This window comes from Corynebacterium sp. 1103A, from assembly GCF_055700955.1.
Genome location: NZ_JASTTF010000004.1, coordinates 139,796 through 160,533, shown reverse-complemented (window position 1 = coordinate 160,533; position 20,738 = coordinate 139,796). Strand labels below are relative to the sequence as shown.

The 20,738-nt window shown below is 58.5% G+C and carries 33 protein-coding genes; 29 read left to right on the top strand and 4 right to left on the bottom strand.

The annotated features are described in order from the left end of the window. Positions 1 to 172 precede the first annotated feature (172 nt). From QQS52_RS04935 to QQS52_RS04925, 3 genes are all read right to left on the bottom strand, one after another. Positions 173 to 460 carry a hypothetical protein gene (locus QQS52_RS04935; protein WP_472772840.1) on the bottom strand — a complete coding sequence of 96 codons (288 nt, stop codon included), beginning with the start codon at positions 458 to 460 and terminating at the stop codon, positions 173 to 175. Between the two features lie 221 nt (positions 461 to 681). Beyond that, positions 682 to 1,059, bottom strand: a complete 378-nt coding sequence (locus QQS52_RS04930; RefSeq protein ID WP_472772839.1) for an ImmA/IrrE family metallo-endopeptidase — start codon at positions 1,057 to 1,059, stop codon at positions 682 to 684. After that, positions 1,052 to 1,543 (bottom strand): hypothetical protein, encoded by a 492-nt coding sequence (locus tag QQS52_RS04925; RefSeq protein ID WP_472772838.1) that lies wholly within the window; start codon positions 1,541 to 1,543, stop codon positions 1,052 to 1,054. Before QQS52_RS04925 ends, QQS52_RS04930 begins: the two co-directional genes overlap by 8 nt. 422 nt (positions 1,544 to 1,965) lie before the next feature. On the opposite strand from QQS52_RS04925, the gene QQS52_RS04920 reads away from it, so the two are divergent. From QQS52_RS04920 to QQS52_RS04905, 4 genes are all read left to right on the top strand, one after another. Continuing rightward, complete coding sequence (locus QQS52_RS04920) at positions 1,966 to 2,238, top strand: hypothetical protein (protein ID WP_472772837.1); 273 nt, start codon at positions 1,966 to 1,968, stop codon at positions 2,236 to 2,238. Between the two features lie 200 nt (positions 2,239 to 2,438). Next, positions 2,439 to 3,260: an antA/AntB antirepressor family protein gene (locus tag QQS52_RS04915; RefSeq protein ID WP_472772836.1), complete on the top strand. Its 822-nt coding sequence runs from the start codon at positions 2,439 to 2,441 to the stop codon at positions 3,258 to 3,260. Beyond that, positions 3,260 to 3,631, top strand: a complete 372-nt coding sequence (locus tag QQS52_RS04910) for a hypothetical protein (protein WP_472772835.1) — start codon at positions 3,260 to 3,262, stop codon at positions 3,629 to 3,631. The genes QQS52_RS04915 and QQS52_RS04910 overlap by 1 nt, the downstream gene beginning before the upstream one ends. A gap of 584 nt (positions 3,632 to 4,215) precedes the next feature. Then, complete coding sequence (locus QQS52_RS04905) at positions 4,216 to 4,401, top strand: helix-turn-helix domain-containing protein (RefSeq protein WP_472772834.1); 186 nt, start codon at positions 4,216 to 4,218, stop codon at positions 4,399 to 4,401. Positions 4,402 to 4,522: 121 nt separating this feature from the next. Here the strand turns inward: QQS52_RS04905 and QQS52_RS04900 are convergent, their stop codons facing one another. After that, complete coding sequence (locus tag QQS52_RS04900) at positions 4,523 to 4,666, bottom strand: hypothetical protein (protein ID WP_472772833.1); 144 nt, start codon at positions 4,664 to 4,666, stop codon at positions 4,523 to 4,525. On the opposite strand from QQS52_RS04900, the gene QQS52_RS04895 reads away from it, so the two are divergent. The 25 genes from QQS52_RS04895 (at position 4,665) to QQS52_RS04775 (ending at position 20,738) form a co-directional block, all read left to right on the top strand. Beyond that, on the top strand, positions 4,665 to 4,853 hold the full coding sequence (locus QQS52_RS04895; RefSeq protein WP_472772832.1) for a hypothetical protein: 189 nt from the start codon (positions 4,665 to 4,667) through the stop codon (positions 4,851 to 4,853). The genes QQS52_RS04900 and QQS52_RS04895 overlap by 2 nt on opposite strands. A gap of 180 nt (positions 4,854 to 5,033) precedes the next feature. Next, positions 5,034 to 5,303 (top strand): hypothetical protein, encoded by a 270-nt coding sequence (locus tag QQS52_RS04890; RefSeq protein ID WP_472772831.1) that lies wholly within the window; start codon positions 5,034 to 5,036, stop codon positions 5,301 to 5,303. Positions 5,304 to 5,440: 137 nt separating this feature from the next. After that, entirely contained in the window at positions 5,441 to 5,623 is a 183-nt protein-coding gene (locus tag QQS52_RS04885) for a hypothetical protein (RefSeq protein WP_472772830.1), read from the top strand. Beyond that, complete coding sequence (locus tag QQS52_RS04880) at positions 5,623 to 6,633, top strand: YqaJ viral recombinase family protein (protein ID WP_472772829.1); 1,011 nt, start codon at positions 5,623 to 5,625, stop codon at positions 6,631 to 6,633. The genes QQS52_RS04885 and QQS52_RS04880 overlap by 1 nt, the downstream gene beginning before the upstream one ends. Continuing rightward, a complete protein-coding gene (locus tag QQS52_RS04875) occupies positions 6,630 to 6,815 on the top strand; it encodes a hypothetical protein (RefSeq protein WP_472772828.1) in 186 nt (61 codons plus the stop codon). The genes QQS52_RS04880 and QQS52_RS04875 overlap by 4 nt, the downstream gene beginning before the upstream one ends. 62 nt (positions 6,816 to 6,877) lie before the next feature. Next, positions 6,878 to 7,582, top strand: a complete 705-nt coding sequence (locus tag QQS52_RS04870; protein WP_472772827.1) for a recombinase RecT — start codon at positions 6,878 to 6,880, stop codon at positions 7,580 to 7,582. Beyond that, positions 7,583 to 8,014, top strand: coding sequence for a single-stranded DNA-binding protein (locus QQS52_RS04865; protein WP_472772826.1), 432 nt, complete (start codon positions 7,583 to 7,585; stop codon positions 8,012 to 8,014). Positions 8,015 to 8,135: 121 nt separating this feature from the next. Next, entirely contained in the window at positions 8,136 to 8,282 is a 147-nt protein-coding gene (locus QQS52_RS04860; protein WP_472772825.1) for a hypothetical protein, read from the top strand. 36 nt (positions 8,283 to 8,318) lie between these two features. Beyond that, positions 8,319 to 8,567: a hypothetical protein gene (locus QQS52_RS04855; protein ID WP_472772824.1), complete on the top strand. Its 249-nt coding sequence runs from the start codon at positions 8,319 to 8,321 to the stop codon at positions 8,565 to 8,567. Between the two features lie 104 nt (positions 8,568 to 8,671). Further along, positions 8,672 to 9,190 carry a hypothetical protein gene (locus tag QQS52_RS04850; RefSeq protein WP_472772823.1) on the top strand — a complete coding sequence of 173 codons (519 nt, stop codon included), beginning with the start codon at positions 8,672 to 8,674 and terminating at the stop codon, positions 9,188 to 9,190. A 229-nt stretch (positions 9,191 to 9,419) separates the two neighbouring features. Further along, on the top strand, positions 9,420 to 9,782 hold the full coding sequence (locus QQS52_RS04845) for a hypothetical protein (RefSeq protein WP_472772822.1): 363 nt from the start codon (positions 9,420 to 9,422) through the stop codon (positions 9,780 to 9,782). Positions 9,783 to 9,830: 48 nt separating this feature from the next. Continuing rightward, complete coding sequence (locus QQS52_RS04840) at positions 9,831 to 10,250, top strand: dUTP diphosphatase (RefSeq protein WP_472772821.1); 420 nt, start codon at positions 9,831 to 9,833, stop codon at positions 10,248 to 10,250. Then, positions 10,247 to 10,972 carry a DNA-methyltransferase gene (locus QQS52_RS04835; RefSeq protein ID WP_472772820.1) on the top strand — a complete coding sequence of 242 codons (726 nt, stop codon included), beginning with the start codon at positions 10,247 to 10,249 and terminating at the stop codon, positions 10,970 to 10,972. The genes QQS52_RS04840 and QQS52_RS04835 overlap by 4 nt, the downstream gene beginning before the upstream one ends. A gap of 130 nt (positions 10,973 to 11,102) precedes the next feature. Next, positions 11,103 to 11,294, top strand: coding sequence for a hypothetical protein (locus QQS52_RS04830; protein WP_472772819.1), 192 nt, complete (start codon positions 11,103 to 11,105; stop codon positions 11,292 to 11,294). Then, a complete protein-coding gene (locus QQS52_RS04825; protein ID WP_472772818.1) occupies positions 11,287 to 12,366 on the top strand; it encodes a hypothetical protein in 1,080 nt (359 codons plus the stop codon). Before QQS52_RS04830 ends, QQS52_RS04825 begins: the two co-directional genes overlap by 8 nt. Beyond that, a complete protein-coding gene (locus QQS52_RS04820; protein ID WP_472772817.1) occupies positions 12,360 to 12,794 on the top strand; it encodes a hypothetical protein in 435 nt (144 codons plus the stop codon). The genes QQS52_RS04825 and QQS52_RS04820 overlap by 7 nt, the downstream gene beginning before the upstream one ends. Before the next feature lie 87 nt (positions 12,795 to 12,881). Continuing rightward, entirely contained in the window at positions 12,882 to 13,250 is a 369-nt protein-coding gene (locus tag QQS52_RS04815; RefSeq protein ID WP_472772816.1) for a putative PDDEXK endonuclease, read from the top strand. Continuing rightward, complete coding sequence (locus QQS52_RS04810; RefSeq protein WP_472772815.1) at positions 13,247 to 13,789, top strand: hypothetical protein; 543 nt, start codon at positions 13,247 to 13,249, stop codon at positions 13,787 to 13,789. The genes QQS52_RS04815 and QQS52_RS04810 overlap by 4 nt, the downstream gene beginning before the upstream one ends. A gap of 6 nt (positions 13,790 to 13,795) precedes the next feature. Then, positions 13,796 to 14,563 (top strand): RapZ C-terminal domain-containing protein, encoded by a 768-nt coding sequence (locus QQS52_RS04805; RefSeq protein ID WP_472772814.1) that lies wholly within the window; start codon positions 13,796 to 13,798, stop codon positions 14,561 to 14,563. A gap of 128 nt (positions 14,564 to 14,691) precedes the next feature. Next, a complete protein-coding gene (locus tag QQS52_RS04800; RefSeq protein WP_472772813.1) occupies positions 14,692 to 15,027 on the top strand; it encodes a hypothetical protein in 336 nt (111 codons plus the stop codon). After that, positions 14,987 to 16,579: a hypothetical protein gene (locus QQS52_RS04795; RefSeq protein WP_472772812.1), complete on the top strand. Its 1,593-nt coding sequence runs from the start codon at positions 14,987 to 14,989 to the stop codon at positions 16,577 to 16,579. The genes QQS52_RS04800 and QQS52_RS04795 overlap by 41 nt, the downstream gene beginning before the upstream one ends. After that, positions 16,572 to 17,939 (top strand): phage portal protein family protein, encoded by a 1,368-nt coding sequence (locus QQS52_RS04790; protein WP_472772811.1) that lies wholly within the window; start codon positions 16,572 to 16,574, stop codon positions 17,937 to 17,939. Before QQS52_RS04795 ends, QQS52_RS04790 begins: the two co-directional genes overlap by 8 nt. Beyond that, the gene (locus QQS52_RS04785) at positions 17,932 to 19,407 is read left to right on the top strand and encodes a head maturation protease, ClpP-related (RefSeq protein WP_472772810.1); all 1,476 of its coding nucleotides are present in this window, start codon (positions 17,932 to 17,934) and stop codon (positions 19,405 to 19,407) included. Before QQS52_RS04790 ends, QQS52_RS04785 begins: the two co-directional genes overlap by 8 nt. Beyond that, complete coding sequence (locus tag QQS52_RS04780) at positions 19,407 to 19,799, top strand: hypothetical protein (RefSeq protein WP_472772809.1); 393 nt, start codon at positions 19,407 to 19,409, stop codon at positions 19,797 to 19,799. The genes QQS52_RS04785 and QQS52_RS04780 overlap by 1 nt, the downstream gene beginning before the upstream one ends. A gap of 6 nt (positions 19,800 to 19,805) precedes the next feature. Next, a complete protein-coding gene (locus QQS52_RS04775; RefSeq protein ID WP_472772808.1) occupies positions 19,806 to 20,738 on the top strand; it encodes a hypothetical protein in 933 nt (310 codons plus the stop codon).

Below are 20,738 nucleotides of genomic sequence, written 5' to 3'. Positions count from 1 at the left end.
TACGAAAACCTTGTTTCGTCCTCGACCTGCCATCCGGACTGCGGTATTGGACTCGCCACGCATACCCGCGGGCAGTCTCATACTTCCTCACCGACGCCATGATAAATCTTTTTCCCTTCCACCAGGCCTAGACGCAAAACCCCACCCAAACAGTAGGGTGGGGGCTATTTTTCTACGGGTTGAGTGCTTCAAACTTGGCCATCATCTCCTGATAGCACCCATCGGTGTAGCCGGTCGTCCCGTCCGTGAAATACGTCGTCCCCGGCTGGTACAACATCACATCATCCGCGCAGTGAGACACGACCTTGGACGCGTTGGCCGGATCTTCGTAGTTGTTGACCGAGCCGCCACAATCCGGGTCGCTGGGGAAGCGCTCGCACAGTGGAGGCAGCTGCTGGTTGGGTCCGTAGCCGTCGCCGCTATTCGGGTCGAATGTTGGTGAGGCCGGGGGTTCGTCCACAGGTGCTTGCTGTTCGACTGGCGCTGCCTCCGGCTCCTGGACAGGCTGGGCAGAGGGCTCGCTGGTCTTTTGCTCCGAGCTAGAAGAAGCACTGGAGCTTGTCGATGTGGTAGACGGCGCGCTGCTGCTGCTCGTAGTCGACTCCACCGGGGCTGGGGTGTCCTCAGACTGGCACGCAGCCAAGACCAACGGGACTGCTAAAAAGATGGGGATGAGGCGTTTCATGCTGCTTGCCTTTCGTAGAGAGATTGCCAAGTTTTTAGGACTTTGACCGTGACGCCTAGCTCGTGGGCTAGGACGGAGGGGTGTGGTCCGTAGATTGCTTCGGTGGCGGCGTAGTCTGCCGGGTTGATGAGTAGGCGGGCGGCGAATCGGTCGGCACGTAGCTCGTGTGCCCCGTGGTGGCCGGGCGGGTCCCCGTAATGTGCGTGGCCTAGTTCGTGGGCCAGTGAGCACAGGGTGGTGACGTCGTCCATGCCGACGCGCAGCGTGATGGTGTTGCGGTGGGGGAGCCATGCTGCTTTCGGCCCGCCGCGGTGCCACCTCACCCGATACCCGCGTCGCTGCGCCACGTCGATTAGGGCTTCGACGTTAATCAATCAAATCTTCACCTCGTTTCTCACGCTCGGCTTGCTCGTCGGGGGAGGAGTCAGCGGCGTGCGGGATGCTGTCATCCCAGTCCATGACGGTGCCGTCATCCTCGTCATGCAGTGAAGCATGAGCGCCGGACACGGGGGCACCCGCACGACGAGCAGCCAACTCGTCTATCTCATTAGCGCGGGTAGCGGGATTGAGTCGGCGCGCAAGCTCTATGGCCAGTTCACCCTCGTCGGCGGTGGATACTAGGGCGCCGTCGGAGTCGAGGAAATCGAGCACGTCTTGGTATGGGACGTGGCCTAGCTCAACTAGGGCGAGTGTGCGGTTTATCCCGAATTCTTTGCAGAGTGCAAGAAGGTCGTCTGTGGGCAGGCCATCGTTTAATCGTTTGTTTGCGGTTTTGCGCGTGATTTTGAGGATGTCTGCGACTTCTTGGTCTGTGATTCTGCGGTGCGAGGTTTCGCTAAGCCATTGCTTGATTTCCATGTTTTACACACTAACACAGTGGGTAAAAAATTACCCAGCGAATGGGCAATTACATGCCCAAATGGAAATTAGAGTTCCCCCATTCGTGTAATTACACTTGCCGGTTACTGGTGTGGTGTGTAAATTAAGTTACACACCGACCAAAAGAAAGGAGGGAATGGGAATGTTTCTACTCTCCCTAGATGAAATCGACCGAGTGAAGCGACTTCATCACATCACGTCCACGACCGGCTTGGCCGAAAAGACAGACCTGAATCGAAAGACCTGGACCACGGCACTAAACACCCGCAGGCCAACAGTCTCAGTGCTCGAGGCGTTAGCGGCACTCGGAGCCAACCCCTCCAAAATTCTCGTTGCCGAAGAACTGGCCGCATAAGAAAAAGCCCACATAAAGCGGTATTGAAAAGGAAGGAGTTTACAGCATGACCCGCGATGAAAAGGAAACCCCCGGCGGGGCAACGCCAGGGGAAACCTTCAAGGCAAAAATGGACGACCTAATTGCCGCCCAAGAGGAATTTAATCGTGCTTTCTCTCAAGGTCGACAATTCGAGCCTCTAAGACCCCAAGGGCATACTGCATCTGATTTAGGGCGTGAAAAATCAACATTCGGTCATCGCTTGCGGCAGTGGCTGGGGTTAGCCGTTCGGCAAGGTCTTCGATTCCCTCGGATACGGAAGTCGAAAACTGCCGAGTAACAGACAGTTCTTCCGATAGAGAATCAGCACCATTCGCGAATGTTGCTGCCACGCCTTTTATCGACGCTCGCAGAGTTTTGAGCTCTTCATTCATCATTTTTCACCTCACTTTCTAGGGCTGGTTGCCCTGAATTAAGTGAAGCATATAAAAGCCCCGCACGAGGGCGGGGCACCAAACAATCTACTTAGGAGTATACATCATGGGTGAACTCATCCCGATTCAGGACTATGACGGCGCTCAAGCTGTCATGGGCCGCGACCTACACGCATTCCTCGGTGTGAACTCTCGCTACCGCGAGTGGTTCCCGCGCATGGTCGAATACGGCTTTGAAGAGGTCAAAGACTACGCGCCGAAAAATCGGCGGGTACAAGATTCCCTAGGCCGCGAGCGTGAAGCACTAGATCACATCATCAGCTTGGACATGGCTAAAGAAATCAGCATGATCCAGCGTACGGAGAAGGGGAAGCAGGCTCGCCAGTACTTCATCGAATGCGAACGCCGGGCGAAGAGCCACCAGGCCACCCCCGTGCTTCCCCAGGATTATGCTTCCGCGCTGCGCGAGCTGGCCAGCACAGTGGAGGCGAAGGAGCTCGCTGAGAAGCAGGAGCGTGAGCAGCGTGAGCTTGCTGAGAAGCGGGCACGCGCTATCGAGGCGCAGGCCCCCGCCGTAGCTAAGGCGCAGGCTCATTCCGGTGTTAAGGAATGGAAAGGTAAGCAGAATTTTGCCCGCGAAGTGCAGCAGTGGGGAGATTTGCAAGGGCTTGATATTAAGCAGGCCAATGTTATCCGCCTGCTGACCCGGAAGGGAATGTATATCGCCCCTGGGCGTGCCGACAGTGGCCAGGTTAAGCGGGACGCTGTACGTGCCGGTTGGGGCAAGAACGAAAAGGGGGTCGCTGAAAACGGGCACGCCTACGACCGCCCGTTAATCAGCCCTAAGGGCCAGGACGTGGCCTGGAAATGGATTGTCAAGGCCGTCGCAGAGTACGGCCAGGAACTGAACCCGAAGGAGATCGCCTAATGAGTGACTACATGTACCGCGCCCACATCATCGACTACCCAGAGTTTGAGGCGTACACCGCTTTCGATGAACGTACTGGCGAGGAGGCCGTTGAGTGGGGCTGCCCGGTGGGATGGCAAGCGGGGCCGGAGTATATCGAACGGTTTAAGTCCAACAAGTTTTTCGAGCCGAATACGGATAAGTGGTTTAGGTCTCGTTCTTCGGCGAAGCGGCGTGTTGACCTGCTGAATTCCATGGGATACATCGCGATTGTTCAGCGCAGCGCCCCGGTCCAGTGGCCTAAGGACGGGCAGGAACGAGTGCCAGAGAAGGCAAACGTGGCAGAAGCGTTGCGGATTGTCCGGGACGCAGGATTCACGATCACGACCTAGCCCGATGGTGTAGCTGGGGTTCGAGTCCCTGGCCGGGCACTGGGGCAGTTGTCCCTGAAAATTCTGTCACAGTGACCAAAACCGTGAGGGGTGGAGGTTGGGCAGAAAACGATGTATCAGAACTGAATAGTGGATAGCGCCGCCATAGATACGGGCGTGTGTAAACCTAGCGAGCGAGATTGGAACGCCGTTTAAGGCAAGTAGAACGCCATGACCTAAGGGGAGCACGCACCTACACCCTGCGGGTGCGAACCGTGGGAGGTAACGGGGCGGCGCGTAAACAAATTCCAGCCCTTGCCCACTGGTGTGGGCAGCTTTTCCGTATCCCAACTAGCGGATCGGGGAGTATTACAACACTAGCTGTTCAGATTCGATTTCTGACGAGGGCACTGGGGGTGTCTGTGGGTTGTCCAGCATTCGCCCGCGGCAAGGGGTTAACCGTGTGCTTTTCGTTCACCCAGAGCTCGTCTCCTGGGTTGGCACGCCGGCACTGACCACCTGCACCCCACCCAACACATGAAAAGGCCTCCGTGTGACGTAGTCCGAATAATCACGCGGAGGCCCCTATCAGGAAGGTATCCCACATGAATACTACACGTTATTTGACCGTTAAACAGGTCGCCGACATGACGCAATACTCGCCTTGGTTTATTTATGAAGCGCTGAATCGGGGCGTTCTCAAGGGCACGAAGTCAAGCCCGGGATTCCGTGCTCATTGGCGTATCCGCCCGGAGGACGTCGACGCCTGGCTGGAAAGGAACGCTGCCTAATGAAGAAAATTCTCCGAAGTCTCCAGAGTCTGTTTTATCGGGGCCGGCACCGGCGTGACTATGCCATGGTCTGGAGGTAGACCCAGTGCAGCAAATCACCCCAGCAGAGCTGGTGAAGCGTCTACGCGACATCGAAGGCCAATATCAGGCCCTCTACCTGGCTGCGCACGCCCCAGAACAGCTCCGCCGCCGCCTCCATGATGCGGCTGCTCAAGCCCACCACATGGCCGGAATGGCCAAGAAATACGAGGAGAAAATCCGCCATGCCCACCCCGACCACAAGTAAGACCCGCCCGCGCCGGGTTAGCCCTGACCGGCGTATTCAGCGCCTGGAAGACCAGCTCGCCAAGAGAATGCGATTCGCCTGGTTGATGTTCATCTTCGGCACCCTGGCCGGCGCGGTGTTCACCGCCATTATCTCCGCCCCGCCAGTCTGGCTGGAGGCGATGTGACATGCCGCTGATTGGCTATGAGCCCGGCAGGGAAGTGCCCCGAGAAGCAAAAGTCCACGCTATTAATGAGCTCCAGAATTTTGCCTTGGACTGGATGCGCGACCATGAAGGCTTATCCCCCGAGCTTACAGACATGTGCCACGCCATCACCGTCCAAGTCGACCGCGAGCGGGAGGGACTGTGAAAGACGACGATGAAGTAAAGCCGAAGGCCCGCGTCATCCGCAAAGACGGCGTGTGGATGGCAGTGCGCGGAATGTGGAAGCGCTCGTGCTCGTCTCATGCTGAGGCCGTGCGACAGGCGGAATTGCTGTCCAAGAAGAAAATGTGCGTCTTTTCGCAGTGCGTCCGCCCGCAGGTGACTGTCGAGCACCGAGAGTTAGGCCTCTGCGACTTCCACGCCCGAAGAGCAGCCGCAATTCTCGGCTGGGAAAAGCAGGCCGCAGCATGACCGACGACCGTGTAACCCAAGCTGAAAAGGACGCCGGGGTGTATGACTGCGACGTGTGCGAGACCTACCCGTGCGAGTGTGAGCCGGACCCAGACCACATCTATGAACTTGCCGTAGGCAAATAAGGAAGGAAACCAATGTTTAACAGTCTGCCGAAGCCCGGCCATCTACCGGAGCCAAACGCCTACATCCGTGGTGCAGCGCATAACTTGGCGCAGATTATGTCTGCCTACATGGAATCTGGCTTTACACGCGAGGAAGCCTTCGAACTCGTCACCAGTGTGATGATTGAACATGCCCGCGCCGAAAGGGGGGACTAATGACTGGCCGTGTACTGACTGCCGGGCAGGCCGCCCCGCCTGGTAGTCCAGAGCACCTCAAACGTATTACCGCCTCGAAAATTCCCGCCATTCTGGGTATTGACCCGTACCGGACGCAGGGGGACCTGTGGATGGAGATGAGCGGGCTGGCTACCCCGGAGGAACCGAGCGAGGAGATGCGCCGGGCGTGGGCGTGGGGGCATGCTGCGGAGGAGTCGCTGGCCCGGTGGTGGCAGGCCCAGCACGACGGCTGGACGCTGAACGCGAAGCGTGGCGGAACGACTGAGATCGCCTACGCGGACGACGCGCTGCCGTTCCCTAATCAGGTCACGCTTGACCGGCGTGCCCGGTCTGGTAGTCGGTATCACCGGCTGGAGATTAAGACCAGCGCCTCGGAGAAAAAGTGGGGTAGCAGGGACGCGGAACTACCCGGGGATGTTGCGGCCCAGACCATTTTCCAGGCTGGTGTGAGTGGCATCCAGTCCGGCACGGTCGTCGCGCTTGTCGGTTCCGACCGGCCAATGTACCCCCGCACCTATGATGCCCCAGCAGACCATGAACTGTTCGAGGGCATGGTGGACGCCGCCTTGGAGTTCTACCGCACGCTGGGGGAGTCCGAGCCGCCCGCTCCAGACCCTGCACTCCTGGACGCGCTCAAAGCACAGCAGACCCCCATTGATGATGACGACGTCACTATCCCGCAGGATGTGCTCGACCGCTACCAGCAGACCAAGGACGCGCTGGCTGAGGCCAAGGACGACCATGAGCAGTCCAAGGCCGAGCTCGAATCCCTTATCGGCGCGCATAAGCGACTCATCGGCCCGGACGGGCAGGTCATCGCCACCCAAACCCCGGGCCGTTTCTCCCAGCGTCACGTCCCCGACGAATACGCCCACCTACTCAAAGACCCGGAGGTCATGACACCCAAACTTGACAACAAGAAACTCAAATCCAAATACCCCGACCTCTACCACGCGGCCACCGGCCCCAACACAGTGAGGTACCAATGACCCGAACTCCACACGACCACGCGCTGCAGCAAGCTCGCGCAGACCACGCCGCCTACAAGGCCATGTGGGAAGAATCAATCCTCGAAGTCGATGAAACCTTTGACCGGTTCAGCGCCGAAGACCCCACAACCGCCGCCATCCTCACCCTGGCAACCATCCTCAACCTACAAGAAGGAGAATAAACATGACCAACGATATTCAGCACTATGACAATAGTGACTTTGATAAGCAGCTGTCCGCTCAGATGCGACACGCTGAAACGCTTGCCCAGGCCAATATGATCCCCGACAAGTTCAAGGGCAACCCAGCCAACGTCCTCGTTGCTCAGGAAATCGCCCGCAGCATGGGCGAATCCACATGGGTCACGATGACGGAGTTGTACTTCGTCGGCAATGTGCCCACTTTCAGCGCGAAGTATATGCGCTCCCGCGTCCGTGCAGCCGGCCACATCCTCCGCGAGTCGTTCGACCCGAAGACTATGACCGCCACGTGTGTCATCATTCGCAAGGACGATCCAGACTTTGAGCACGTGACCACCTGGACGAAGACGAAAGCCGAGGAACACGGGCTGTGGGGTAAGGGCCACTGGAAGAAGAATCCTGAGCTGATGCTCAAGAACCGCGCCGTGTCTGAGGGCGTGCGCGAAGCCTGCAACGAAGTCATGGGTGGGGTGGTTTACACCCCGGAGGAAGCCCAATCTATCCAGATGACGGCTACCCGGGATGATGCGCGTGGCATGGGGCAGGTTCGTGCTGCGTTGGCTGCGAAGAAGGAGCAGGAAGCCCAGGAAGAGCAGGGCGCGCCGGCCCCATCGAATGTGGAGCGGGTGCAGGCCGTGACCTCCCGCGATGAGCTCGACAACCTCATGGGCGAATTACAGACTCAGGTGCAGCCCGATGAGTGGGCCGAGCTGGTTGACGCCGCCAACGCTAAGGCGGAGGAACTCTAAATGGCTTACACCGTACTCACCGGGAATTTGGGCAAAGACCCGGAGTTGAAGGCCACCCGCGATGGTAAACCCATGCTCACGCTTAGTGTCGCGTGGTCTGAAAATACACGTGACGCTAATGGCCAGTGGTCTCCTGGCCCGACCGTATGGGTATCCGCGAGGGTCTTTGGAAAGCAGGCAGAACACGCCGCCCAGTCGCTCCACAAAGGCTGCATGGTTACTGTTTCTGGCCAGCTCAAACCCGAAACCTGGGCCTCTGACCAGGGCGAGCAAACCGTCATGACCATGATGGTGGACACCATCGCTCCGTCCTTGTTCACCCAGGTGGCAGACGTCCGCAAACCAGACCAGCAACCCCAACAGTCCAGTACCTGGCAGCCGCAGAACAACACCGGACACGCCTGGAACACCCAGCAAAAACCACCATTCTGACCGCCCCGCCCCGAGCGTATCGGGGCCCTTTTTCTAACCCTCTTCACCCCAAGGACACACCATGTGCACCTCCTCCTACGGCAAATCCAAAGCCACGCCAACAACCAAATACAACCGCCTGATGAGGGATGTCCGCCAGCTCAAACTCGACCTGGAGCAGATGGCAGGACTCGCCCCGTCCCAGGAGCGGGAAGCTTTCTTCGACGCCGCCGGCATGGTCAAAAACGTCCTCGAAACCCACGACCCCACCTACAGGACAAACAAATGAGAATACCCGAATGAGCACCAATGAAAAGGAGAAAGAATGAACGAACTTGACCCCGGCCTCCAGTCCGTCATCGACCGGCTGGAACTAACTCCCACCGAGTCCCAGCGGGACGAATTTTGGAAAGAAGCCTACGACTTCGATCTCCAGGTCAAGCGCACCGGGGACGGGTGGTACGTGGCCAAACTCTACATCGATATTGACCGCTACCTCGAAGTCACCTCCTGGAACCCCAACATGCTCGCCGACCTACTACACAACGCCTTGCCGAAAGGAACCCAACCATGATTAACCTCCTCAACCTAGCCTTCACCCCCGATGGTGGCCTAGCTGACCCGAACCACCCCATCTACATGCTGCTGTGGGCACTAGCCCAGCTGGAGGTGCTGTAAATGAGCGGACACACTCGTGACCAGATAATCGACGCGTGGGAAGCTCTCGACCGGATGAACGCCGGGCACCGCAGTCTAGAGGCCTACAACAGCGACCTGGAGGCGATTAAAGCCGTCCTGCCAGAACGGCCGAAGCAGAACATGGACGAACTCGGCTGGGACCAAGACGAGAACTTCCTTTGGGAGGCCGACTACAACGGAGAAAACGTCGCCATGCTCGGGTTCTCCTACGAGAACTGCACCATCCTCACCAACCAGGGGCGTATCGCCCCTCGTCACTTGGTCCCCACCGGCCGCCGGTACAAGCTCGTAATCGACGACGACCAACCCGAGTACCTAGAGACTGAGCAGGACTACAAGGACGCGCCCGACGGGACTGTAATCATGCTACGAAAGGATGGCGTTCCCCTTATGAAAGACGGCAGCGTCTGGAAGTCGTGCACCTGGTCTGGCGGCAGCGAAGAAATATCGGGCAACCGCCGTCGTGTCCTGCGCTGGGGGTGGGGCACCGATGACTAAAACCCTCACTCCTACTGGTCGCCGCTACACACTCACGGAGGTGCAGGAATGATCGGACCGTGGCAGCGCTGGTTCGCCTGGCACCCTGTCGAAACGGAGCAGCACGGGTGGAGGTGGCTCCGCACCGTAGAGCGCGCCCTGCACTACCCGCCAGACATCCCGTTCGCACCCGACCCTTACTGGGTCTACCGGCCTACCCCTGACAACCGTCACGAAACGGAGACCACCAATGACTGACCTCACTACCACACACCTCCAGCACCTACTCGACCAAGCCGCGGCCGGGCCGTGGGAATACCACCCGGGAGAAGCCCCAGATGAGCGGTACATCGGCGACTGGTCTAGCTGGGACATGTGTATCGGAGTGGAAGCAAACGGCGCAGGTTCCTCATGCTCGGACGATGACCTCACACTCGCGGCCTTAGCGCCGGAACTCGCGGAAGAAGTAATCCGCCTACGCGGCGCGCTCGAATACCTCATAGAGGAAGCACTATCGGCCGCCGAAAACACTAAAGACGCGACAGTCAAAAAGCGCGTAGCGGAAGCAATCAAAACCGCCATCAAACAATACAAAGGAAACCACGATGAGTAAACAAAGTCGCGCCGCCCTGGCGGGGTCGTTTCGTATGAAAGGAACCCAATGATTTATTACCAGCTGGATGATGGCGCTGCTCACCCGCGCCAAGCCTACAAAGATGACGCCGGCATCGACCTGGCCCTCAAACACGACCTCACCGTGCCTGTAGGTGCCCACAGGGTAGGGGACACCGGCGTGCACGTTGCTGTGCCACGCGGCCATGTGGGGATGGTGTTTGTGCGCAGCTCCACGGGTATCAAGAAGCACCTAGTGCTTAGCAACGGCACCGGCATCATTGACCAGGGTTTTACCGGCCCCATCAAATTGAGCCTCCACAACACCGGCAATTCGACCCAGAACATTGAAGCAGGCGACTACATCGCCCAGTTGGTCACCGTGCCCATCACACCTAATGAGATTGCTGAAGTCCGCGAACTACCCGCCACCCAGCGCGGCACCAACGGAATCGGAAGCAGCAAATGAACCCCTACTACCAAGACGACCACATCACCTTATTCAATACCGACTGCCGAGAAGGCCTAAACAGCCTCGTAGACGAAGAAGCAGAACTAGTAATCACCGACCCTCCCTACACGGAACGAGTCCACAAAAACAGCCGACTCGGCAACATGAAACAAACCACCACCGTCGGCCAATCCTTCGTAGAAATCACAGACGAAGACCTAACCGACATCATGTCTGAATGCGGCCGCGTCACTCAAGGCTGGGTAATAGCCAACATGGACTACCACCACGCAGTTCAATACGACATCACCCCGCCGCCCGGCCTAACCATGAAACGAATCGGAATCTGGCTAAAGAAAAACCCAATCCCACAATTCACTGGGGACCGCCCCGCACAAGGGTGGGAAGCCATCGCCTATATGCACCGAAACGACCGTAAAAGCCACTGGAACGGCAAAGGAAAAGCAGGCAACTTCCATATGCAAGCAACCTCCGGTATGGGGCATCCAACCTCCAAACCGTTGGCAATGGTCGAGCAATTCGTCACGTGGTTCAGCAATCCCGCAGAACCAATCGAAGACCGGCCCGCAGATCTAATCCTCGACCCCTTCGCAGGTTCTGGCACGACACTAAGAGCCGCGAAAAATCTAGGCCGACGCGCCGTCGGCTACGAGGTAAACGAAGAATACTGCGAACTAATAGCCAACCGACTTTCCCAAGAATCGATCCCACTGTTCTAAATGCCTACCCATCAGCAGCGTGAGGACATGCGCGCCTGGCTCGAATCCCGAGACCTCTACGGCGCCACACCAGACCTACTCGACGCGCTCATCCAACTATTCCAATCCATAGAGAAAGGAGGAAACAACGATGAACTACCTGACCGTTGAAGAAAAGGAACACCTCATTGACATGCTTGAACGCCCTGAAGAGTGCCAATCCATCGAACGGGGTGTAGCCCGCTACCTTCTCCTTTTCGGGGACGAAAACGAGGAACTGGCGCATTTCGCCCGCTACCTCATCGATTTTCCGAACCACAAGGAGGATGGCCCGAATGCGTAAGTACGCCCAGATACAGGTAGAAATCTGGAATGACAGTGAATTCCGGAGCCTTACCGTTAACGCCCAGCACCTCTATTTTGTCCTGATTTCACACCCGTCCCTGAACCACGCTGGGGTAGGGGATTGGCGCCCCGGGCGATTAGCGAAGTTTGTCGGCAACTGGGAACGAACAGACGTTGAAGACGCCGCTCAAGAACTCATCGCGGGCCTTTATGTGCTCATCGACGAAGACACTGAAGAGTTCCTTGTTCGTTCGTATTTGCGCAACAGTGGGCTGTTGAAGCAGCCGAAGATGGCGACCGCTATGACGCGGAAGCTAGCAGAGGTCGGCTCTAGCGAGTTGCGTGGGGTTGTTGTGTACGAGCTCGCCCGGCTCCGCGAGGAGGCTCCCAGCCTTCCGGGGTGGGGGTCTGAGGAGGCGTTGAATCTGTTGTCTGAGCCCCGTGTTGACCCGTCCATTTACCCGTTAGGTAAGGGGTCTGGAAAGGGGTCTGGAAAGGGGTCTGGAAAGGGGTCTGGAAAGGGGTCTGGAAAGGGTAAACCGACCCCTATCGGTAAGGGGTCCAGAAAGGGGTCCGGAAAGGGGTGCCCTATAACTAGTAACTGTAACTATGTAATTAGTAATTCAGTAACTAGTTCAAACCCAGGTTCAAACGATGAACCCGAAGAGGGTTCACCTGACGGTGAACGCGGGCGTGATGAGACCCCCAACAAGTACCCCGCAGACTTCGAAGACTGGTGGAACCTTTACCCGCGCAAGCAAGGCAAGCGAAAAGCCCTCAATGAGTGGCGACGCGCGACTAAGCGCGTAAGCCGCGACGAACTCAACTCCAAGACCCGGCGCTTCGCCGACTTCCACGCCACCCAAGGCACCGACAAGCAATACATCCCACTGCCCACCACATGGCTCGCCAGGGACGGCTGGGAAGACGAACTCATCTCACGCAACCCCCAGCCCGCCCAAGACAGCAACACGCTTAACGCGTGGCTAGGCGTCCCAGACAACCCCAACACCATCGAAGGCGAAGTCATCAACCACACCTGGCAATCGAAAGGAGAACTCCCATGGTGAACCAAACCACCGCCGCAGCCATCCTCCAACGCGGCAAACAACTCACACCAGACCGCTTCCCCAAACCCGACGCAGCAACCGCCGCCGCATGGGCCAAATCCCTCCGCGGCGCCTACCCGCCAGCACTCTGGGAAGAAGCCGTACACCTCTGGGCCGAAGACCTCGTAGGCGACCGCATGGCAACGCCAAAAGAACTCAACCAAGCCGCACGCATCGTCCTACGCCGCTGGGAATCAGACCCCGTCCGCGGCCCCCAGCTGGAAGCCCACCGGCAGCAGCTCACCGACCAACGCGACCAGGAACTACGCAACGGCACCTTCGGCATCAACCGGGGCTACCAACCACGCCCCATCGACCCACCAAAACCCGAAGTCCCCGACTTCATCAAAAAATGGACCAAGAGAAACAACCACAAACGCCCAAAATAGCCCCCAGAAGCCCCACAGAACGACAAACAAGACACCCATGGGCAAACAGTCCAGAACGAAACGCCAGAGCGTTAGAAAGGCACACAGATGCCACGAACCAGAAAAACAGCCAAACAAGCCGGCGCACGCTTCGAACGCCTCATCGCCGACTACCTCGCCGCCAACCTCGACGACCGCATAGACCGAAGGGTCAAAACCGGGGCGAAAGATTGCGGGGACATCGCCAACGTCCGCGACAGTCACAACCGCCGAATCGTCATAGAAGCAAAGGATTATGGCGGAAAACTCAACCTCCCCCAATGGACCAAAGAAGCCCACCAAGAAGCAGACAACGACAACGCACACGTAGGTCTCGTCATCGCCAAACGACGCGGCACCACCGACCCCGGAAAACAATGGGCAATCATGACCGTCGACGACCTCACCAAACTACTCACATCAGGAGAACACCAATGAGCCTCGCCCACACCCTCCGCCACATCGCCCAACTCCTCCACACCCTCCAAACCACCTACTGGGAATCCGACCTCCACGCCGCCCGCCAATCACAAACAGGTGTCCGCACCAACACCACCGGCTCCACCACCCCCGGCGACGACACCCAACTCGAATACCTCCTCGACATCCAAACCCGACTCCAAGAACTCGCCGAAAACATCAGCGACGACCTCACACTCCCCATCCCACCCGACGCCCGCGTCGGAGGATTCTGGCCCGCCTGGATACACCGCCACCGCCACCACCTCAACGAACTCACCTGGTACGACGACCTCGAAACCGAACTCCACGACCTCGAAACCGAACTCCACACCCACATCCACCCAACCCGACCACACACCATCAACCTGCCCGACTACGCCACAGCAGACGAAATCGCCAAAGCCCTCGGCAAAACCCCAACCGCCATCCGCAAATGGTGCACCCGCCACCACGTCACCGCCTACACCCAAAACGGACGCGTCCACTACCGAACCCAAGAAATCCACGAACAATAAACACCAATGTCCAAATCCGTGGTACACTTACGTGTAACAACACATGACCCCCAACAACAGTTGGGGGTATTCGCGATCCACAAGGGCGGTGAACACGTGATGGCAATCCACATCACCACCGGACCACGCGGCAAAACCAACCGCGGCGACATCACCATCGATGCGACCAACCTGCCAAACCCACACGACGAACCAGCACTACGCCCACGCGACGGCAGAGACCCAAAAGTCCAAGACTGGCTCAACCAACACGCCGCCTACACCCAAGCACTCGACGCAGCCTACAACCGGCTCACACTCACCGAAGCCGCCAGCGCCACCATCACCTGCTCCGCCGGCAAGCACCGCAGCGTCGCACTTGCAGAACAGCTCGCACAACGCCTCCGAGACGACGGGCAGGACGTGACCGTCAACCACACCGCCCTGAAGCCCAGCAAGAAGAAAAACACCACCGCCGCTGGCTACGGACATAACCACCAAAAACACCGAGACCGACTGCTCTACAACCTCAAAGACGGCGAACCCTGTTCCTACTGCGGCCAACCTATGTACCGCGACCCGTCCAAGAATTTTGATGGCGCGGCCCTGGAAGCCGACCACGAGCAAGGCGACAAAACACGCCTGGCGTACCGGCTTATCCATCGGCGGTGCAACCGCAGCATCTCGAACGACTGGGTGGAGCATGGGCCGGGCTGGTATGCGGTCAATGGGCAGACGTCTGGTGATGATGGTGGCGGGTTGGACTGGCCGGACGGTCTTATAATCAAATGGTGACCAGTGGGTAGGGGTGGCCTAATTATCTGGCGGCCCCTCCCCTGACACCCCCCTCGGCCCGGCTTGAGTCAGGGATTTCTTCAGGGTCCCGAAACTTACGGGTATGACCACCCAGAAGGGAGCACATCATGGCTTGTCAGGCCCCTGAGATGTTCAACGCGGGCGGGCAAAGGCTTTTTGACGAACTTGACGTACCAACCAACGACGCGTCCACACACGCGCTCGTGGTGGAAGCCGCTCGGACAAAGGACCGTCTCGACCGGCTGAACCGACTCACCTCCGGGGATGAGGACGCGTGGTGCCGAATTTTCCAGGCCGACGGGGAAGTGGTCTTGAAAATGGACACCGCAGTATCCGAGCAACGCCAACTATCAACGGTGTTCAGGCAGCTGTTGGCTGAGATTCAAAGGAGGCAGGGAGATAATGTCTCTGGTGATGACGAGGACGGACTCGCCGGACTCTGACTACAATTCCGCGCACCGTGCCGTCATCGACGCTGAGTTCCCGGGCCTTGAAGGCCGGCAGGCACCACAAGCGCTGGTCCGGGACGAAGGTGGGGACTTCACTCATGGTGAGAAGGCAGTTGAGCTGGCTCGCCGGTTTGGCGTGACGCTGATGCCGTGGCAGCAGGACCAAGTCATGTTGGCGTTAGCTACTGACCAGGAGGGCCGGTGGGTTCACACTAATGTGGTGTTGTTGTGTCCTCGTCAGAATGGCAAGTCGCTGATTCTTGAGGTCATTATTTTGTATCGCCTGTTCGTGATGCATCATCAGATTGTTTTCTCGGCCCATCAGTGGAGGACGGCGAAGTCGATTCGTAATCGTTTGTGGCGGCGAATCAAGGCGAAGAAGTGGGCGGCCCGCCGTCTGGTGCGTAACACTGCGTCTGCTGGTGAGGCGGAGATGGAGACTGCCGAGGGAGGTAAGCTTCAGTTCTCGACGCGGTCGAATGACATGGGCCGAGGCTTCGACCAGATTGACCTTCTCCTGTTGGATGAGGCGTACAACCTGGACTCTGGCGAGCTGGACGCGGTAGCGCCGACACAGTTGGCGGCGGAGGACCCGCAGACGTATTACACGTCCTCGGCGGTGAATCGTGATAAGCACCCGAAGGGCGAGGAGCTATCGCGGATTCGCGATCGAGCATTAGCCGGGGAGTCTGAGGGCATGTTGTTCTCTGAGTTTTGCGCCCCAGACGGGGCGGACCGTGATGACCCGTGGACGTGGAAGTTGGCGAATCCGTCGTATGGGTTTCCGAAGCTGGTGGATGCGAAGAAGATGCGGTCGATGCGGTCGACGCTGACTGATAACGGTTTTGACGTTGAGATGCTGGGGTGGGGCCGTTGGTTCGAGTTCGGCGGTGACGATGACGAGGACTTGGTGTTGCCGCGCGACCGGTTTGAGGCCTTGGCGGTTGCAGACCCAGTGAAGGTCGGGGACGTGGTCCTGGCGGTGGAGTCGGTGCCGGACGGTTCGCGTGTAGCGTTCGCGTGTGCGGGCCGCACGCGCCGGGGTGTGCATGTGCAGCTGAGGCCTGGCGGTGAGGCATTTTCGGTAGACGAAGCAGTTGGTGTCATCAGCCGGTTTGTAGACGCGTATCAGCCTGCGGCGGTGGTGTTGGATAAGGGTGCGCCGGCGAGTGTGCTGGTAGAGCCCTTGCAAGCAGTCGGCATTGACCCCGTGGGAGCGACTGGTGGTCAGGTGTCGTCGGCGTTTCGTGCTTTTCGGCAGGCGGTTATCGACGGGACGGTTACTCATGATGAGTCCCCGGCCTGGGGAGAGCAGCTGAGTGTCGCCAGGTTGCGGAATGATAATCCGGCGTATCCGGCGATTAATCGGTTTGCTGGTGATGTTTCTGATTTGATTGCTGCCACGTTGGCGGTGTGGGGGTTGAGTCGTTGGGTTGCTGAGTCGCAGGTGGGCGCTCAGCGCCCGGTTGAGGATAAGAAGGTGAACCCGTCGGGGGCGTTTCCGACGTGGTCGACGCGTAAGCGAGGAGGTGTGTTAGTTGCCTGAGTCGTCTCAGATGGTGCGTGAGGTTGGTCATGCCGCCGTGCCTAGTTTCAATAAGCGTGTGGTTCGTCCTGAGGGGATGACCTGGGAAGCCTTTCAGCGTGAGCTTGTTCAGATGCGTTTGACGGCGAAGATTGCTCAAGTTGAAAATGCGATTCGTAAGCCGATCGAGCAGGCCACGTGGTCGGTGGCGCCGAACGGCGCCCCGCAGGAAGTTGTCGACCTAGTCTCGCATGACCTCCGTTTACCGGTCGAGGGCGAGGAAGGGCAGCAGCCGCGGCGTACAGGGCGCGTGTCCTGGGATGAGCACCTGAAGGTTGCCCTGGAAGCGATCTTTACCGGTGTGGCGTTCTTTGAACAGGTGTATGAGGTCGGCGCGGATGGGCGTAATCATCTGCGGAAGCTCGCACCGCGGCCGAACTTGTCGATTCGGAGTATTGAGACCGCCGATGATGGTGGCCTGGTTGGAATCTTGCAGCGCGGGATTAACGGCCACGAGGAGGTCTTCATCCCGGTTAATCGTCTTGTGGCTTATCGGCATGGGCGCCGCGACGGCACGTGGGAGGGCGCGAGTGTCTTCGCCCCAGCGCGGGACAATTGGCTGGAGCTGCAGAAACTCCAAAAGTTGAACTCGTTGGTGTTGCAGCGTAACGGCATGGGTATCGCGAAGTATAAGGCGTCTCAGCTGACTGATCGCGAAGAGGTTAAGGCTGAGATGGAGGCTGGGCAGCGGTTGGCGGAGGAGTACTCTGCCGGTGAGGTGACCGGCTACTCGCTGCCGCCGGGAGCGGACATGCCCGTTGAAGGTGTGACTGGTTCTCTGCCGGATATTCCGGCGTCGATGGAGTATCACGCCAACCAGATCGCCATTGCGTGCAACGCCACGCACCTAAATCTGACAGGAGGCGGGGGGTCGTATGCGCTTGCTTCTGTGCAGCTTGGAGAGTTCATCCAAGGGCTGCAATCGATGGCGGAGTGGATTGCAGATACTGCTTCGCAACACATTGTGGAGGACTTGGTGCGAGTGGCGTTCCCTGAGTACGAGGGGCCAACACCGTTTATTACGTCCACCAGGATTCAGGTTCAGAAGGACTTGACACCAGGTGATATTTCGCAGCTGGCTGCCCAGGGTGTGTTGACGAAGGAGCCGAACCTGGAGCAGTGGGTACGTTCGTCGTTCCGTATCCCGAAGGCCCGGTCGTTGTTTGAGGCGTTGAAGGACCGAAAGGCATTGCACGAGGCTGAGCAACGTGAAGGTGTGAGCCTGTCAGAAGACGATGAGAACGCCCCAGAGGAGCAAGCATCGGCAGCGATGAGGATGCTCACCAGATTCAAAAGAATGGAGGGAGCGCTCCGTGAATGAAGTAAAGATTTACGGTGACATTGGTTGGGATGTTCGCGCCGCAGAAATTGACGAGAAACTGTCCTCGTTTAACGAAGAACCGGTGCGGATCCGGATTAATTCCGGAGGCGGAGATGTCTACGAAGGAATCGCCATTCTCAACAGCCTGCGGTCCTACGCAGGTGAGTTAACAATCATAGTCGAGTCGTTGGCAGCGTCGGCCGCGTCTTTTATTGCAGTTGGGGCCGGCGCAGAAGTCATTATCCGCCCAAACGCCGAAGTCATGATTCACAAGGCGTGGACCATGCTTGCAGGCAACGCTGACGACGTAGATAAAGCTAAAGCTGATTTAGCGCGCCAGGACGTGAAGATTGCGAAGATTTACGCTGAGCGCGCCGGGGGTGAGATGGATGACTGGCTGACTCGAATGTCTGCCGAGACGTGGTACTCGGCGGAAGAAGCCCTTGATGCTGGGTTGGTGGACCGTATCGAGGACGCGAAGGCACCGGCTACTCAGAATGCGGGTACGCGTCGTGTGTTTGCGCAGTTTCGGTTTGCTAACCGGGCGGCTGCCCCGCCGCCTGTCCCCCGGTCGGTATCGAGGGACGAAACTACAATGCCCATTGATGGGCAGGAAGGAGATACTGTGAGTGTCTTGAATAAGCTTGCCCAGGAGCTGGGCAAGACGCCGGAGGAAGTGCAGAACGCACTCTCCGGCTTTTTTAATGAAACTGTCCAGGTAACCGGAGAGGTTGAGGTGGCCTACCCGGCGAATACTGCGGTTGCTCCGACTGAGCGTGTTTCCGTTGAACCGGTTATCGGTGATGCGAAGTCGGAAGAGTCCGAACCTGAGTCTGGGAGTGCTACTCCTCAGAACTCTACCGATGGCCTGGCCACTGGTCTTACTTTCGCGGTCGGCGATTCCCCGGAGGGGTGGGACGTGGCTGTTGATGAGTCTACGGGTGTGTTGACCGCGAAGGCCCCGTCTGGTGTTGAACCGGGAGAGAACGCTGAAGTGACCGTCCGAGTCAATGACTCGACTGATGTCGTCGCTGGTTTCACGGTCCGTTCACTGTCTGATGATGACGATGAGGGCGAGGCTGGGGAGGGGGCCGGTGCGGGTGAGGATGCCCCGTCGGCGCCGGCTGGCCCGTCGAACACTGTGTCTCTGGATCGTGCAACCTATGACCTTTTGGTCGCGCAGGCGAAGCAGGGGGCGCAGGCAGCGTCTGAAAAGGCGCGTGCTGAGCGTGTAGATGAGGTCGACGGGTGGATTAAGGACGGCCGTATTCCGGCCTCGCAGCGTGACAAGGTCCTCAACATCATGCACGAGAACCCCGGCTTGGCCCGCGAAGTCTACGGGTCTAACCCGAAGAACACCGTCCCTATGGCGGAGGTAGGCCACGTTGGCGCTGGCATGCCGAAGTCGAAGGCTGAAGAACTGTTGGCGAAGGCCGACAGTATCCGTAACAACAAGAAAGGATCGTAATGTCTAATCCGACTTTCAAGCATGGCCCGATTGGCTTTGATATTGCTACCGACCTCGAGAAGTTCCGCGTCGTCGCTCTGAATGAAGATGGCAAGCTCACCTATTCCGATGGTTCCGGCGCGGCACTGGGTGTTGTCACCGAGCAGGGGCGTCTGGCCCCGGAAGCGCCGGGCGCCCAGAACATCGCCGTCCACTATGGCACTGCCGCGGTGAAGGTAGAGACTGACGGTGAGATTAAGGCCGGTGCGGCTGTTTTTGCTGCGGCTGATGGCAAGGTCTCGGCCGCTGGCAGCGTCCAGGTTGGTGTGGCTATCCGACCGACCGTAGACGGTAAGACCCTGACGATTTTGAATGGCCTGCCGACCGCAGGCCCGGCTGGCGAAGGAGCGTAACCGCAAATGGCAACCAATAATTCTTACTTCGATGCTCTCGAAGTACTCCCCGTTGAGGACATTCTGACCTCCTCCGAGCTGCTTGAGGCAGCGGCCGAGGAGCTTCTGCAGGGCACGCAGGCCTACGACCTGCTGTTCACCCCGCACAACGTCAACCACCTGACCATCGGATACAACGTTGATGTTGCCCCAGGCCTGGATGAAGCCGTCCAGACCGTGCCGGAGTTCGGCGAAATCCCGGTCGGTGACCCGGACGCCGGCCTGCGTAAGTACGCCGACCTGACCAAGAAGGCCGTCGGTATCCGCATCTCTAAGGAACAGAAGGACTTCGGCTCCGGCGCGGATATTCAGCGTGAGCTTATCGGCCGCATGGCCGAAGTGCGCCGAGGTAACTCCAACGATGCTCTCGCGGCCCTGGAAGCAGCCGGTATTGAGGAGCTGCCGGTGGCCGCCAAGTGGAACACGAAGGACGCGCTGGCCATGGATGACCTGTGGGCTGCAGATGACCTGCTGGCTGGCGCGAAGGATGAGCGGGGCAACCTGTTCAACTATTCTGCTGGCTACGTGTGGGCAAATCGCAAGACGCTGAACGCGCTGAAGCGTAATAAGCAGACTGCGTCCCTGTACATCGGTGATATGGCTCATGCTAACCCGTTGTTTTCTGGTATTGAGCAGCAGCCGCTTATCGCGGAGCAGTTCAAGCTGGTCGCCGACCAGGCCCTGCCGGACGGTGTGGCCTACGTCTTCGCCGACAGTGAGTACGGTTCGGTAGGCACTAGGTTCCAGACTGGTGAGCCGATCTTCACCGAGTTTTACGAGGAGCATGGCCAGTCTGGACATGGTGGTTCTACCATGTCTTGGCGTTCTGACTACGCGCATTGGCGTGCGCTTGCCGTGCGTGCTCCGAAGGCTGCAGTGAAGCTGACTGGCGCGATTTAA